General features: G+C 69.9%; 14 protein-coding genes and 1 pseudogene. 8 read left to right on the top strand and 7 right to left on the bottom strand.

Translation table 11 applies throughout. The annotated features are described in order from the left end of the window. Positions 1-112: 112 nt before the first annotated feature. The gene (locus ACWD5D_RS37185) at positions 113-1,861 is read right to left on the bottom strand and encodes a helix-turn-helix domain-containing protein (RefSeq protein ID WP_451377219.1); all 1,749 of its coding nucleotides are present in this window, start codon (positions 1,859-1,861) and stop codon (positions 113-115) included. Positions 1,862-2,310: 449 nt separating this feature from the next. Here ACWD5D_RS37185 and ACWD5D_RS37190 point away from each other — a divergent pair, with 449 nt between their 5' ends. The 4 genes from ACWD5D_RS37190 to ACWD5D_RS37205 are packed head-to-tail and all read left to right on the top strand — an operon-like array spanning position 2,311 to position 6,313. Then, positions 2,311-3,714 carry an MFS transporter gene (locus ACWD5D_RS37190; RefSeq protein WP_451377220.1) on the top strand — a complete coding sequence of 468 codons (1,404 nt, stop codon included), beginning with the start codon at positions 2,311-2,313 and terminating at the stop codon, positions 3,712-3,714. Next, positions 3,714-4,904: an FAD binding domain-containing protein gene (locus tag ACWD5D_RS37195; protein WP_451377221.1), complete on the top strand. Its 1,191-nt coding sequence runs from the start codon at positions 3,714-3,716 to the stop codon at positions 4,902-4,904. The genes ACWD5D_RS37190 and ACWD5D_RS37195 overlap by 1 nt, the downstream gene beginning before the upstream one ends. A 21-nt stretch (positions 4,905-4,925) precedes the next feature. Further along, positions 4,926-5,360, top strand: a complete 435-nt coding sequence (locus ACWD5D_RS37200; protein ID WP_451377222.1) for a hypothetical protein — start codon at positions 4,926-4,928, stop codon at positions 5,358-5,360. Next, entirely contained in the window at positions 5,357-6,313 is a 957-nt protein-coding gene (locus ACWD5D_RS37205; protein WP_451377223.1) for an amidohydrolase family protein, read from the top strand. Before ACWD5D_RS37200 ends, ACWD5D_RS37205 begins: the two co-directional genes overlap by 4 nt. A gap of 854 nt (positions 6,314-7,167) precedes the next feature. Here ACWD5D_RS37205 and ACWD5D_RS37210 read toward each other — a convergent pair. Next, complete coding sequence (locus ACWD5D_RS37210) at positions 7,168-7,836, bottom strand: alpha/beta fold hydrolase (protein ID WP_451377224.1); 669 nt, start codon at positions 7,834-7,836, stop codon at positions 7,168-7,170. Between the two features lie 270 nt (positions 7,837-8,106). Between ACWD5D_RS37210 and ACWD5D_RS37215 the strand changes: the two genes are divergently transcribed. Then, positions 8,107-8,562 (top strand): VOC family protein, encoded by a 456-nt coding sequence (locus ACWD5D_RS37215; RefSeq protein ID WP_451377225.1) that lies wholly within the window; start codon positions 8,107-8,109, stop codon positions 8,560-8,562. Between the two features lie 202 nt (positions 8,563-8,764). Here ACWD5D_RS37215 and ACWD5D_RS37220 read toward each other — a convergent pair whose 3' ends face one another. The 4 genes from ACWD5D_RS37220 to ACWD5D_RS37235 form a co-directional block, all read right to left on the bottom strand. After that, positions 8,765-9,049 (bottom strand): YciI family protein, encoded by a 285-nt coding sequence (locus ACWD5D_RS37220; protein WP_451377226.1) that lies wholly within the window; start codon positions 9,047-9,049, stop codon positions 8,765-8,767. 10 nt (positions 9,050-9,059) lie between these two features. Beyond that, the gene (locus ACWD5D_RS37225; RefSeq protein ID WP_451377227.1) at positions 9,060-9,905 is read right to left on the bottom strand and encodes a hypothetical protein; all 846 of its coding nucleotides are present in this window, start codon (positions 9,903-9,905) and stop codon (positions 9,060-9,062) included. Between the two features lie 348 nt (positions 9,906-10,253). Then, entirely contained in the window at positions 10,254-10,442 is a 189-nt protein-coding gene (locus ACWD5D_RS37230; RefSeq protein WP_451377228.1) for a hypothetical protein, read from the bottom strand. A gap of 2 nt (positions 10,443-10,444) precedes the next feature. After that, on the bottom strand, positions 10,445-10,858 hold the full coding sequence (locus ACWD5D_RS37235; RefSeq protein WP_451377229.1) for a hypothetical protein: 414 nt from the start codon (positions 10,856-10,858) through the stop codon (positions 10,445-10,447). Positions 10,859-11,471: 613 nt separating this feature from the next. Between ACWD5D_RS37235 and ACWD5D_RS37240 the strand changes: the two genes are divergently transcribed. From ACWD5D_RS37240 to ACWD5D_RS37250, 3 genes and pseudogenes are all read left to right on the top strand, one after another. After that, positions 11,472-11,939 (top strand): nuclear transport factor 2 family protein, encoded by a 468-nt coding sequence (locus tag ACWD5D_RS37240; protein ID WP_451377230.1) that lies wholly within the window; start codon positions 11,472-11,474, stop codon positions 11,937-11,939. Positions 11,940-13,034: 1,095 nt separating this feature from the next. After that, a complete protein-coding gene (locus ACWD5D_RS37245) occupies positions 13,035-13,838 on the top strand; it encodes a maleylpyruvate isomerase family mycothiol-dependent enzyme (protein ID WP_451377231.1) in 804 nt (267 codons plus the stop codon). A 244-nt stretch (positions 13,839-14,082) separates the two neighbouring features. Continuing rightward, positions 14,083-14,481: pseudogene (locus ACWD5D_RS37250) on the top strand (RNA-guided endonuclease TnpB family protein); the annotation flags it as partial. Between the two features lie 6 nt (positions 14,482-14,487). Here ACWD5D_RS37250 and ACWD5D_RS37255 read toward each other — a convergent pair. Beyond that, complete coding sequence (locus ACWD5D_RS37255) at positions 14,488-15,345, bottom strand: helix-turn-helix domain-containing protein (protein ID WP_451377232.1); 858 nt, start codon at positions 15,343-15,345, stop codon at positions 14,488-14,490. Positions 15,346-15,357: the final 12 nt, after the last annotated feature.

A 15,357-nucleotide genomic window follows, 5' to 3' on the forward strand; every position in this document is an offset into this window, starting at 1 on the left:
ATCGGACGGACCTCGCTGCCTGACACTCACCCGTCACCCCTCCTGCCTCGTCCAGCCCGGCCTCCACCGCAGCGGCGCTGCCACCCCCGCCACGCCGCCGGCGCCGGCGCCGTCAGTTGATCGCCTGCTCACTTCCTGCCGCCACGTCGAGCACCACCAGCGCAGAGCGCGCGTCGACCATCGCGTGTGCGTCACGCCAGTCGAGGCCGGTGAGCTCGGAGATGCGGCGCATGCGCTGGCTCACTGTGTTCGGATGGACCGTGAGCAGGTGCGCTGTCGCATTCCGGTCGAGGCCGGCGTCGAGGTAGACGCGCAGTGTTCTCAGCAACTCCGCTCCGTGCTCCTCGTCGTATCGCACGAGAGCACCGAGGGTGCGTTCGGCGAAGGCGCGCAGGCGGGCCGAGTCGCCGAGCTGAAGCAGCAAGCCCCCCACGCCGAGATCGTCGAGGGTCAGCGCCTTGCCGCGACGACCGCTCCGGGTGGCGAGGAGGACCGCTCCGCGCGCGGTGCGGTAGGCGTCCACGAGGTCCGCGGTGCCGTCCGAGACGACGACGGTGGCTTCCTCGACTCCGGGAACCGAGGTGAGCGCGGAGCGCAGCGCGTCGCCCGGGACCGGTTCGGTCGCACCCTTTGGCCACAGCGTGATCACCAGGTCGTGATGACCGGAGATCAGCGGGCGCGGCCGTACTCCCGCGGTCAGTCGCGTGGCCGCGGTCACCGCCCGCTTCAGCGTGTCTCCCGCAGTGGTGGACCCGTCCTGTGCGGTCATCTGCGCGACGAGCACCGCGTGGGGCCGACCGAGGTCGTGGCCCAGAAGTGCCGCTCGGTCCCGGATGGACGGGGCGGCCGGGTCGGCGCCCGCGAGCAGATCGGCGAGCAGTTCCCCGCGGACGCTCTGCTCCGCCTCCGCGGCGGTGCGGAGCCGGAACAGTTCGAGGGCGAGCACGACAGCGGCATGCTCCAGAGCGCGACGGTCGAGGGCCGCGAGTGTGCCCGCCCGGCCGGGGATCCGGACCCGGGCGGCGACCGCCCCGGCCAGCACGACGTCGACGACGACATCGCTGCCCTCATCGCGTACGAGCTGGGACCCGGCGGGACGGTCCTCCCCGATCTCACCCCAGCCGGGATGATCCGTCGGCTCCTCGCCCGCCGCCGCCAGAAGCTCTCCTCGCGCGTCGTGCACCAGCACCGGAGACCCGAGCAGCTCATGCAGGGCGTCGACGATGCCGGCCACACCACCGGCGCGGACGGACACGCGCAACAGCCGGTCGTGGATCTCCTCGGAACGGGTGACGAGCTCATGCTGAAGGCGGAGGTCCTCCAGGTGCCGCGCCGACGTGATCGCTATGGCCGCGTGCTCGGCGAGGAGTTGCAGGCGCTCCACCTCGTCCGTGCCGAAGACGTGCACCGAGGTGCGGTAGCTGTTCAACGTCCCGATCACCCCGGAGGCCGTGACCAGCGGTACCGACAGCATCGACCGATAGCCCTGCTCCCGGGCGACTCCGCCCCATATGAAGCCGGGCTCTTTCTCGATGTCGACGATCGCGCACGGAAGGCCGGAGCGGAACGCCCTGCTGGACGGCGCTCCGCTGTCGGCGTCGGCCTCCAGCCGGACGGGTCGGTCCGTGTTCACCCGCTGCACGTACTGCTCACTGAGGCCGCTCCAGCCGGCGATGATCAGTTTTCGGTGGTCCTCGTCCGGGACGAGCACGCCGCAGAAATCGAGTGTGAGCAGTTCCCGGGCCTTCCTGGCCACGAGGTCGAGTACGTCCCGGAGACTGCGTCCCGCGTTGACCGCCGCCGTCAGGTCTCCGATCGCCGACAGCCAGGGGCGCAGGGCGTCGTCCGAATCGTCACTCATCGTTCGAGTGTGGCACGGGACATCGCAGCGACGGAATGGTGTTGCTCCAGACATCGACGACGCGGATTCGGACAGCCAGACTTTCCTCACTCGCACCGGTGCCCGAAGGGCCACGGCGTGTCGACGACGACCTCGTCGCCTCGCAAGCCTCGACGTCACGTGTGCGGGGAGTCGGTCTCCCCTCCGTTCCGGCGTCGACCGGTGATCCGGGCCGCGCCTGACGGCGCGACGGCGCCCGTTCCCGGCCAGTCCGGCACCCGCGGCACGGTCCGCACCCGCACCCGTTTCCGCGGCCCCGGCCACGGAACGGTCCCCGCACGGGCAGCCCCTCACGGGCAGTCCCGTCCCCCATAGCCCCCGTCCCCTCCCCACAGTGCCCGTCCCCACCCCCCACAGTTCCCGTCCCGACGTCGACCCCTGTTCCCCGACCTCCGGCAAAGGAGCCGTACATGTCGGACATACTCGTCGCGCCCTCGTGGCGCTCCACGATCACCCGAGTCCAGTGGCTGGTGCTCGCGGGCACCACCATGGGCTGGGCCCTGGACGGCTTCGCGAGCAGCCTGTACTCGCTGATCCTCGGTCCGGCGATGACCGAGTTGCTGCCGCACAGCGGCATCAAGGTCGGCACCGACACGATCGGGCTCTACGGCGGCATCACCGTCGCCGTGTTCCTGCTCGGCTGGGGCACCGGCGGAATCCTGTTCGGGATCCTCGCCGACTACTTCGGCCGTGTCCGGGTGCTCTCGCTCGGCGTCCTCACCTACGCGGTGTTCACCGCGCTCGCCGCGGTCGCCGACACCTGGTGGCAGCTCGGCATCCTGCGGTTCATCGCCGGGTTCGGCTCCGGTGTGGAGGCGCCGGTCGGCGCGGCGCTGATCGCCGAGGCCTGGCGCAACCGGTACCGGGCCCGCGCCAGCGGGGTGATGATGTCCGGCTACGCGGCTGGGTTCTTCCTCGCCGCCCTGGCCTACGCGCTGCTGGAGAACCAGGGCTGGCGGGTGATCATGGCCATCGCCGTACTCCCCGCGCTGCTGGTGTATTTCCTGCGACGCCACGTCCCGGAGCCGCCGGAGGTGAGCCACGGGATCGCCGCCCGCCGGCAGCGCAAGGCCCGCGGACACCGTACGGCCGAGGACCGGTTCGTCGTGCGCCGCCTGCTCGCTCCCCCGCTGCTGCGGCCGACCCTGGTGCTGTCCGCGCTGGCCACCGGTTCGCTGGTCGCGTTCTGGAGTGTCTCGACCTGGTACCCGCAGGTCATCCGGCAGGCCGCGACGGCCGCGGGGCTGTCTGCTCAGATCGCCAACGGCCGGGTCGCGACGGCGTCGATGCTGTTCAACGTCGGCGGTGTCCTCGGCTACGCGAGCTGGGGCTTCCTCGCCGACGCCATAGGCCGGAAAAAGGCCTTCCTGGCCAGTTTCGTGATCTCCGCGGCGAGCGTGGTGTTCCTGTTCGCCCTCTCTCCCGGCTGGACGGCGTTCCTGGCCGTGCTGCCGGTCGCCGGGTTCGGCATCTACGGCGCGCTGGGCGGACTGCTGGTCTACGGCCCCGAGCTCTACCCCACGTCGGTGCGCGCCACCGGCGTCGCGCTCTACAACGGCATCGGCCGCTACTTCACCGCGGCCGGTCCCATGGTCGCGGGCGTGATCGCCGCGTCCTGGTTCGGCGGGAACCTCGCGCTGGCCACCACCTGCGTCGTCGGCGTCGGCATGCTCGGCGCGATCGGGCTGGCCTTCGCACACGAGACCCGCGGCGAGCCCCTCCCGACCGATCCCGTCGCAGAGACCACCGACGGCACCACCGACGCCACCGCCGACGCGAACCCCGTCCCGACCACCACACAGGAGATCCACTGATGGCCCCTTACGCAAACGCCCGCGCCGCCGTGATCGGGGGTTCCATCGGCGGCCTGACCACTGCCCTGCTGCTGCGCGACCTCGGCTTCGACGTCGACGTCTACGAGCGCACCCCCACCGCTCTCGACGGCCGTGGCGGTGGAATCGTGCTGCAGCCCGACACCGTCCGCTGGTTCGCCGAGCGCAGCACCCAGAACCCGGAGGCGCTGTCCACCTCGACCGAGTACGTCCAGTACCTCGACAGCGCCAACCAGCTCCAGCACCGCGACGAGCGCCGCTGGACCTACACCTCGTGGGGCACCTTCTACCGTGCCCTGCTGGCCGACTTCGGCACGGAGCGGTACCACCTCGGCGAGTTCGCCTGCGGCGTCGGACAGAACGGCGACACCGCCACCGTCCGGTTCGTGACCGGGCGCCGGGTCGAGGCGGACCTGGTGGTCTTCGCCGACGGCATCAACTCGATCGGCCGGTCCCTGCTCGACCCCGGCGCGACACTGGAGTACTCCGGCTACATCGGCTGGCGCGGCACCGTGCCCGAGCACGAGCTCAGCGAGGAGACCCGCGAGCTGCTCGGGAACGCGGTCTCCTACAGCGTGGTGCCGAACTCGCACATCACGCTCTACCCGATCCCCGGAGAGGGCGGCACCGGCCCGCGCGACCGGCTGATGAACTACGTCTGGTACCGCAACGTCCCCGCCGGCAGCGAACTGGCCGAGATGCTGATCGACAAGCGCGGCATCAGCGCCACCGTCTCGGTGCACCCCGGGCAGGTGCAGGACCGCTACGTCGACGAGATGCGCGAGACCGCGGCCGGGCTGCTCGCCCCGGCGGCGGCGGAGGTCGTCACCTCGACCGAGCAGCCCTACATCCAGGTCGTCTCCGACGTCCGGTCCTCCCGGATGGCCGAGGGCCGGATCGCCCTGATCGGCGACGGCGCCGCCGCGGCCCGCCCGCACGCCGCCGCGGGCACGGCCAAGGCCGCCGCCGACGCCTGGGCCCTCGCCGACGCGCTCACCGCCGCCGACGGCGACATCTCCGCCGCCCTGCGCAAGTGGGAGCCCACGCAGCTGGAGCTCAGCGCGCAGCTGATGGACCGCGTGAAGGACATGGGCGAACGCTCGCAGTTCCACAACACCTGGACCCCCGGCGACCCCAGCCTGCGGTTCGGGCTCTACGCCCCCGGCCGCTGACCTACGCGAAAAGGACACGACATGAACGACACCGGTTTCCTCTCCGACCTCCCGCTCGCCGGCACGCTCGTCGGCTCCGACTTCACCGGCTGGTCCGACGAGCTGCGCGCCGAGTTCGAGGCCCGCGCTTACGACGGCGAGGTCGGCTCCCGGCTGCTCAGCAGCAACGAGCGGGTCCGTGTCTGGGAGATCCGGCTCGCCCCCGGCGAGCGCTGGCACGCCCACCGGCATGTTCTGGACTACTTCTGGACCGCCGTGAACGCCGGCCACAGCCGCCAGCACACCAGCGACGGCACCACCCGGGAGGTCTCGTACTCCGCTGGCGAGACCCGGCACTTCACCTTCGCCGAGGGCCAGTACCTGCTGCACGACATCGAGAACATCGGGGAGGGCGAGCTGGTCTTCACCACCGTCGAGCACCTGGACAGCGCGAACGCGCCCCTGGAGCTGAAGTGACCGGACCGATCGACGTCCACGCCCACTGGCTGCCCCAGGAGCTGTTCGACCTCCCGCCTGGAGCACCGTACGGGCCGCTGAACGACCGGGACGGGGAGCTGCACCTCGGTGACGTGCGGCTGTCCATCGCCACCCGGGCCATGAGCGACGTCGCCGCGATCCGCGCCGACATGGCCGCCGCCGGGATCGGGGTACGGGTGCTGTCGGCGCCGCCCTTCGCCTTCCCGGTCGGCGGGCCTGCCACGGACTACGTCGACGCGTTCAACACCGCGCTGGCTCAGGTCGTCGCCTCCTCTGACGGCGCGCTGCTCGGGTTCGGCCTGGCCGCGCTCGACCACCCCGCCCCGCTGGACGCGCTGGCCGCGACGCCCGGGATCGCGGGCATCGCGATCCCGCCACTGCTCGGCGGGGAGTCACTCGACCGCGGCGTGCTGCGCGCGGTCCTCGCCGAGGCGGCCCGGACGGGGCTGTCCGTGCTGGTCCACCCCATGCAACTTCCCCGTCCCGAATGGCGGGACCACTACCTGGCGAACCTCATCGGCAATCCGGTCGAGACGGCCACCGCCGTGGCCTCGCTGCTGCTCGGCGGCGTCCTCGACGAACTGCCGGGCCTGCGCATCTGTTTCGTGCACGGCGGCGGGTGCACGCCGGGTCTGCTGGGCCGCTGGGACCACGGCTGGCGGGCCCGCTCCGACGTCCGCAGCGGCTCCTCCCGCCCGCCGGGCGAGGCCGTGCGGGGCCTGTGGTTCGACACCGTGACCCACGATCCCGCCCTGCTCGACCTGCTCACCGCCCGTGCCGGCAAGACCGCGATCGTCTGCGGCAGCGACCATCCCTTCGACATGGCCGAGACCGACCCGGTCGCCTTCGCCACGGCAGGCGGCCTCGACACCGCGGACCTCACCGCCAACGCCCGGGCGTTCCTGGGCCTGGGAGACGAGCACGACCTCTGATCACGCGGGCCGAGGCGCCGTACCCTGCCCACCGGACGGCCCGTGACCATCCGAGGGGACGCGGCGGAGGGCTGCCTTGACAGCGCAAGAGGCAGCCTTTCACCGCGCACCGCTTGAGGGTGGGTCAGGGCACTGTCCACTTGATTGCGGTCGGTCGGCGAGATGATCGTTCAGATTGGTCAGGGGGGTTGGGGAGGGCGTGGCGTGGCGGCCGGGGCGGCGGTGTCGTACAAGGGGGGCCCGGTTCCTTGCGGAGGTCATCTCGCACGCGGCATGGCTCTACCACCGCGTCCCGCTCTCCTACCGCGAGGCCAACGAGCCGCCGGAGGACGCCGTACGCCGGGAGCTCATCAAGGAACTCGCACTTCACGTCAGCCTGCTCGGGCTGCTGGTGGTGGACTGGGCGGCCCCGCACAGCCCCTGGAGTGATCAACTCGCATTCGTCTTCGATGCGGCACCATCGACCAGGACCAGGACCAGGACCAGGCCGACCGGCTACAGCCGCGAGACGAAGAACTGTCCGAGGTCGCATTCGTCACGGCCACCGAAGCCGGGATTCGGCTCCGTGACCGGCTCCGGCGCCAGTTCCAGAGTGCCCCGAAGGCTACGGACGCGAGACGCCCTCTGTACCTCCGCAACGGGGCACCCGTCCTGTGATCGACGGCCCACCATCTGCCACGAACGCCAGGCCGACTTGTGGACGACATGCCGCAGTCACCCGCCTGGCTTCGTTCGCTTTCAGCAACAGCGTTCATCCACGAGATTCAGCAGCAGTGGGCGATCAGCGGGCTCGCGCTGGTTCATGGGAAATGACGGCACTGTGAGGTCGTCAGACGGCGCGAGCCCGCAGCTCCTCAGCGCAGATACTCGATCAGTCGGTCGACCAGCTCGACCGGGCGCGACAGCGCAACCAGGTGACCGCCGGGAACCTCGTCGGCGTTGATCCCGAGGCGGTCGCGGGCCACTCGGCGCTGGAACTCCAGGGGGAAGAACCGGTCCTCGGCTGCGGCAAGCACGCGAGTGGTCACGTCCGGCCATCGTTCGATGTCGCAGGGCTGGCTGAACGCGGCGTCGGCCTCAGGCCGGTCGTGCGCCGCGCCTGCGGCGGCGACTTCGGCCGGCACGTCGTGCAGGAAGTAGGTGAACAGGTCGAACTCCGGGCTGTACCCACCTGCTTCGGCTGCTGCAACGCGGGCCGACGGCGATCCGGTGTTGTCCCACCACTGTCCGGGCGTCTCGCCCGGCAGCGGGATCATCGCGTTAACCAGCACCAACAGATCTACTTGCACGCGCGCGCAGACCATCGGGGCGGTGAAGCCGCCCATCGACTGGGCCACCAACACAACGTCGTCATGGTCGCCGATCGCATCAACCACCGCATCGGTGTACTCGGGCAGCCCCGCGGACTCGTCGGCGCCGGGCAGTTCAACAGCGACCGCCTCGTGCCCCCTGGCGTGCAACTCGGGCACCACACGATGCCAGTACCAGGCCGCACCTCCAGCACCGGGGATCAGAACAAACATGCCATACCTCGCACTCTCTGCTGCACTCTTGGAACATTGAGACCGTCGGGAACGATGAGAATCATCGGTCATGACTGTGTCGGCAACCGTTTGGCAACCGAGCCACAGACAGCGCCACGTTCGACTGACCGCGGGACGACCGGCCTCTTTGACGAAGAGCATCCCGATGCAGCCCCGGCAAGATCCGAGGTGCGATCAAGATTCGCTGGCCACCGCTCCCCTCACTCCTGCATCGTGACGGTGTGAGACCGCTCGCCCAACGGAGGCGCAATGACCGAAGAAGCTCCCATCCGGGTAGGACTCCGCGTCGAGGATGTGGCCGAGGCGGCCACGTTCTATCAGGGGCTCGGCTTCGAGCAGACCGGATCGATATCCAACCCCGACGGCCGGACGGTCATGGCGATCCTCAGACGCGGCGACCTCCAGCTGCTCGTCGATGCCCTGGTCGGCATGCCGTTTCCCGACAGCGACCGTGAACGCATGACGAGGACCAGCCCACGGGGCCTCGGTGTGGTCATCGGCATCGAGGTGACCGACGTCGACGCGACCGCGGACTACTGCCGCTCGGCCGGATGCCAGGTCACCACCGGCCCGGCCGACGCACCATGGGGCGAACGGTACGTCGAATGCCTCGATCCGTACGAGTACGCATGGAAGTTCTTCCAGCTGCTCCCGGACCCGCCGCCGGACAGCTTGAGCGCCACTCGCGACAACTGGTTCGCCTGAACCGCACCCGAGCCAGCCACCACCCGCCACACAACAGGGGGTCTCAACCGTTCCGGGTCCGGTGGAGGGCGCTGATCCCTTGGAAGGATTCATCGGTGGACCGCGTCGGACATGGGATTGAGGCTGTCGCCGACGAACCCCTAGATCCGGCGCACGCCCGCCGCGTAAAGGACCTCGATGAGCTACCCGGCGACCGTGCCGGTCATCGGTCCTGCTTTCGCGCGGTGCCGTCCAGCAGGACGTGCCATTCACGGACCTCGGCCGTGACACCGCCGGAGCGGACGACCGGGCTGTTCCGGTACAGCTCCCGGGCCTCTCCCAGGGACTCACAGCGCAGAACGGCCATCCCGACGCGGCCATCGGCGAACGGACCCGACATCACGAGCACGCCCCGCTCGACGAGCCCGGCCAGGAACGCCTGCTGGGCCTCCCCCACCCCGGGGCCGGGCTCGCCGGTGAAGGCGAGCATCACGACGAACTGCTTCATGTCATCCTCCTCATCGTCGATTCACGGGACTTGAACCACCTGAACCATGTGCTTCGCGGCGGCCGGTCGGTCCGGCGGGAAGGCGGCAGAGCCTCCCCGCCGGACCGCCGGCGGCGGTCAACTGGTTCCGCACTGCCGGGAAGCGCGGAGCGAGCCACTCGACGACCATCCGCAGGGCCTCAGCCCGCTTCGGGGGCGGCGTGGCGAAATGATCGGCCGCGACGAACCGGATGGTCTTGTCCTCGGCCGGACTGACCTCGAACTCCGCCTGGATCTCGTCCGGGAAGCAGAGGTTGTCCGAGGTCAGGCTGATCATCAGGAGCGGGTCGCGGACCGACCGCACGGAGTCGATGAGCCGGGCTCTGGTCGACAGCCCCGACCAGGTGCTCAGCCACGCCCGCGGAGTGACGAGCCGGCCGAACCCGCCGGGGGCGTAGTTCGTCCGGTCCGGCCTGGGTCCGAGGATCGAGGCCGACTTCCGGGTGGACCTCCAGGAGTGGAGGCTCACGTCCAGGTACGCCGGATCGGCCTCGGTCCGGTGGACCACCATGTACTGGCCCACCACCGCCCGACGAGTGATGTGGTTCCGCTCCTCCAGCTGCAGGTCCGAGAACCCGGGCGCCTCCATCTTCCGCAGATGGCGCCGCTGTTCGGCGACCAGCGTCCGGGCCCGGGCATCCAGGCGCGCCACCCGCTCCCGCTGCGCGGCCCGGTAGCGGTCGAGGAACTCCGGCGCATACTTGCTCGGCTCGGGGGGCTCGCGGAACCCGTTGGCGGGGTTGTACATGTCCAGTTCCGGGTCCACGGCGAGCGGATCGTCCTCGTCGACCACCGACGGGTCGATAGCGGTCATCATGAACGTCCCCTGGCCGGGGGTGGGCGGCGATCAGCACGAGCCCGTCGGCCTTGGGCATGTCGACTTCGTTGAGGTCCAGCGGATCCCCGGACGCGGTGTTCGCCAGCCGTCCGGGCGGGGCGGTGCCGGCCTGCTGCTGGTGGAACGCGAGCAGGGATCCCCCGCCGCTGTTGCCGAGCAGCACGATCCGTTCGTAGCCCCACTCCTCCTTCAGCCGGCGCAGCCCCGCCGCCAGATCGAGCAGCAGCCGCTCGTGCTCGACGTCGACGTCATTGTTGAAACTCCGGGGCTGGTGGGCGTAGAAGGCGTAGCCGGCCTCGAGCACGGCAGGCGCGGCGTAGTGGTGGCTCATGTCACCGCGAGGGTGCGAGACCACGACCACCGTCCGCTCCCCGCCACGGGAATAGAGGAATCCGCGCGGGAGACGGCGCCGTCGTCCGCGGCGACGGTCACGACGGCCGTCCCGGTGCCGGCCGGCAGCGTCTCGAAGTCGATCAGGCCGACGGCGTTGGCCCCGCCCTGCTCCCGTTCGGGCACCGCTACTCGCCTCCCTTGGCGACGGTGCCCTCGGAGTAGTGCTCGCCCCGCCGCTGCGCCGCCTGCAGTTCCGGTGCGACGGCAAGCGGGTTGGCCACGTCCAGGAAGATGATCTGCATGTCGATCCGGTCGCCGGGCTTGACGTTCGCCCGCAGCTTCTTCTGCAGCTCGGCCAGGAAACCGTGATGGCGGCCACGACGGACCAGGGAGACGCTGGCCGGGGCGACCTCCACCTGCATGGCCGTGCCGGCGTGGTGGAAGGTGAACTCGTCGTAGTCGACGTTCCGGTGGTACGGAGGGATCAGCTCGGCGTCCCCGGCGGACTCGAAGGGCCACGGCAGGAGGTTGCCCAGCAGGAAGCGCTCGGTCAGAAAGCCGTGTACGCGGGCGGCACTCCGCGAAGCCGCCGTCGCCACCCCGCGTCATGCCCACTCCTGGATCCTCCCGGGCTCCATCGGCGCAGGCAACGCCCTCGGCGGCCTGGCGGCGATCCGGAGCAGGTTTCTAACCGACCGCAAATGCGACGCCCGTCCGCCGCGACACAGCGGGCGCGGACAGAACCTTTCGGTCCGCAATCCTCTGCCGAGGACCTGGCATTGACGGCGGCCAGGGCATGCACGGGCTCCCGCAGACGACTGCTTCCGGATGGTCCGTCCGGGGTCGTGCCGCGTCAGGGGCACCGGTGCTCACCGGTCGAGGTGCCCCCCTCTGCTGGGCCGAACTGCACCTTCTCATGACCCGTCCCCGGGGAGCCTGCTGGTTTCGGAGAGGCGCGCCGATCCGGCGCCGCGGTCGGTTCCAGTTACTCGTTGCCTGCGGGGGATCACCGTATGGATCTGGCGCATCCTGGTCCCACCAGCGCCTCGCCGGAGTCCTCGGGGTGCGCGGATTGCGGTCCATGATCGCCGTATGCAGCATGTTCCGAATCGCCCGTTCCCGGACGGCGACCGGGGTGGCGCAGGTGTGTAGGCGTGGCTCATGGGGTGAACTGGTGATCCTGGAACCACTCTCACCGCCCCCGGAGCCGACATGACTACCAGGCCGCCGGTACCACCCTTCACACACGAGACCGCCGTACAGAAGGTCCGCGGGGCCGAGGACGGCTGGAACTCCCGCGACCCTCAGAAGGTCTCCCTCGCCTACACACCCGACAGCGAATGGCGCAACCGCGCCGAGTTCATCCACGGACGCGACGAGATCATCGAGTTCCTCACCCGCAAATGGCACCGCGAACTCGACTACCGCCTCATCAAGGAACTCTGGGCCTTCGAAGGCAACCGAATCGCCGTCCGCTTCGCCTACGAATGCCACGACGACTCCGGCAATTGGTACCGCTCCTACGGCAATGAGAACTGGGAGTTCAACGACGACGGCCTCATGCGCCGCCGCATCGCCAGCATCAACGATCTCCGCATCGACGAATCCGAGCGCAAATTCCACTGGCCCCTCGGCCGCCGCCCCGACGACCACCCCGGCCTCTCCGACCTCGGCCTGTAGCCTCGACCTTTCGTGGGGGTCCGTCGACGGGATCGGCGGACCTTTTGGCTATCGGGGTGGGTGGTGCGCAGGCCGGTCGCGCGGGCGGCCCGGACTTGCTCGACACAATCGCCGACGACGCGCCCAACCTCGACCCCGCGGTCGACCCCACCGTCCGCGAATGCGCCGACAACGACCGACGCCGGCCTCGTGAGAAGGAGGGGGGTGATCTCAGCTCGACCCGGCCGGCGCCGTCTCGCTGTGGCCATCCCCCGGCTCCGCCTGGCAAAGCGTTTCCTCGGCCTTCCGCCGCGGCGTCCTTGCTCCGTACATCGCAGCAGCGGCACGAGCCAACTGCCCCTGCAACTGCCTGAACGCCGGCGACGCTGACCGCTTGCGCCTGTGACTTCCGCTCATACAGCAGTAACGCGCCAACACACCGCACGTAACCGCACGACCTCCGAATGGAGCAAGCCGTGAGTGGGTCAGGTGCGCTGCCAGCGCATGGCCAGGGCCGGAGATGGCCGTGGCAGGGGGTTGGCCGCGTCTGCTTGATGATTCCGATCTTGCTTCGGTCGAGGGAGACCAGGACGGCCGGGGCGAGGATGATGCCCTTGGTGAAGGTCTGTTCGGCGGAGCCGACTCCGATGAGGAGCAGGCCGCTGGAGAGTATGGAGATGATCAGGGCACCGACGATGATGCCGGTGATCCGGTTCAGGCCGCCCGTGAGGGGTGTGCCGCCAGATGACGGTGAGGACAACCTCCGCGATCAGGATGCCGGGCGCGACGTCGAGGGAGGGCAGGAAGCCGGCGGTCGGCATGGGCTTGGAGGAGCCGTCGCTGATGAGGCTGGCGAGGCCGCTGGCGGCTTGGGGCATGCCCAGGGCGACGATGAACGACGGGATGCGATCGAGCCACCCCCGTCTACGCGACACGGGCGATGGCGGCCTGTCGCAGAACTCTCACAGATGAACATTTATGAGAATGACCGTGTGTGACGCACGGTCGGCGGCGGAGAGGTCCTCCATCATTTCTCCGCGGTGGTGAGGGTCCGCCCGCGATGGCGGCTGTGAAAATCGCTGTCCGATTGTCGGAACGCAGTGATAGAGATTCAGGGTGACACTGACACTCGAGTTCCCCGTTCTGCTGCGACTGATCGACGAACGGTCGACTGCCTTCCGCGCCGCGGTCGCCTCCGCGCCCAGCCTCGACGTACAGGTGCCGACCTGCCCCGAGTGGACGCTGTTCGATCTGGCGCAGCACATCGGCGAGGGGCGCCGCGACTGGGCCGCCACCGTCGCCGCAGGGCCTGCTCCGGCCAAGTCCGCAGCGGACGGCGCCCCGGCTGCGCCTCGGGAGCGCGAGGCCCTGCTGGCCTGGTTGGCGGAGTCCACGGAGCAACTGCTGGACGCATTGCGGAAGGCCGGCCCGGATCGCGGTTGCTGGACGTGGTGGGGGACGTCGCAGTCGCCGCAGACCTCCGGTGCCGTAGCTCGGCACCAGCTCCAGCAGATGGCGGTGCACACATACGACGCCCAGATCACCGTAGGTACCCCGCAGCCGCTGCCGGACGAGGTGGCGCTCGACGGTGTCGACGAGTTCCTGTCCACCTGCGTCGCAACGACAAGTGCCTGGCCGCACAAGCCCGCTGCCATCGACTTCCACGCCTCCGAGGGCCGCTCCTGGCGCCTCTCGCTCTCCGCCGACGGCGCACGGACCGCCCGCATCCCCGGGCCCGGCACCATGCTGGCCACCGCTGCCGGCCAGGACCCGGACGCGGCCGCCGCCTTCTTCTCCGCTCAGGGCACGGCCAGCGAGCTGGTCCTCATCCTGTACAACCGTATCCCGATCAACTCCCTGAAGATCGACGGCGACCGACGTCTCTTCGAGCAGCTCAGCGCCTGGGACCCGGATGAGTAGGACGTGACGATGCGCCACCTCGTACGCCCCGGGGCATGCCTCCCGCCAACGGCTACAACCACGCCGTGGTGGCCTCGGGGCCGCGGGAGGAGCAGACCGTCACGGCTGCGAAGCGGCTGACCAAGGCGGCGGCTCACGAGCTGATCAGTGCGCCTGGTCGGCACCTGACGCGGACGGTCGCTTCGCTTCATCCCCCGTGCCGCTGGCCGGCGTAGGCGTTCACGTCGTCGGCCTTGATCGGCATGCCCGCCCTCGCCCCGGCTTGTCCAGACGAACCAAAGGAGTCCACGCACCGCAGGTGCAGGCCGCCAAGGTATCCAGGAAGATGGCCCGGCAGTGTGAGGACACCGACCGCAAGTGGGCCAAGTCCGTCATGCGCGGCCATGACGCCGTGGCTGTGGAGGACTTCCGGTCGAAGTTCCTCGCGAAGACGACCATGGCCCGCAAGGCGGCTGATGCCGCCATCGCCGCGACGAAGCGTGCCCTGGTCGAGACGGGCCGCAAGCACGCACGGGACGTCCGTCTCGTGCAACCCGCGCACACCACGATGGACTGTGCGCAGTACGGAGCGAGAACCAAGCACGCACCACCTCTCTCGATGAGAACGTACGCCTGCACCGCGTGCGGAGCCGTGTCCCCCCGCCGACTGCTATCCCGGGGTGCTGTCTTCGGTCATGGCCTGGGTGCCGATGACGTTGAGGAGCCTCAATCGGTCGGCGGTGTCGCTGCCAGGAGCGGTGGTGTAGGCGACGATGCGCAGATCGCTGCCGGGGGCCATGAGTACGTCACAGTCGAGGGTGAACGGGCCGACATCGGGGTGATGGACGGTCTTGGTGTCCGACTCATGGACGCCCACGATGCCCGCGTCCCACAGGTGCGCGAAGTCGGTGCTGACACCCCGCAGGTCCTTGATCAGGGAGCGCAGGTCGGCATCGGCGGGGTAGCGGGCGGATGCCGATCTGAGGTCGGCGACCACGGCCGCCTCGAACCGGCCTTCCTGCTCGGGGGTGTGGCTGACCCGGCATGGCAGACCGGCGAAGTGCCGCCAGACGATGTTGCGTTCCCGTCCGTGCAGCGCGGACGGGTCTCCGAACAGGGCAGCCCACAACGGGTTCCACAGAATCAGGTTCCAGGCTGCGTCATGCACGCTCAGCGGTGAGCCGTCCAGCTGGTCGAGCAGCCTCCGAACCCCCGGCGGGATGTGCGCCGACAGCCGCCCGGGGCCCGGCGCCGGCTGGCCCGCGAGGAGATACAGGTACGCGCACTCGGCTGCCGACAGCCGCAGGGCGCGAGCCAACGCGGTCAGGACCTGGGACGACGGGGAGGTGGCCCGCCCCTCTTCCAGGCGGGCGATGTAATCCACCGACAAGCCTGCGAGCTGGGCCAGTTCCTCTCGGCGCAGCCCCGGGGCCCGACGTACCCCGCCCACGGGCAGTCCGACCGTTGCGGGGGCGATCCGGTCCCGCCAGCCATGCAGGGCTCTGCCCAATTCGCTGGATTCGCTCACCCTCCCAGTATC

The organism is Streptomyces sp. NPDC002520 (assembly GCF_053595235.1).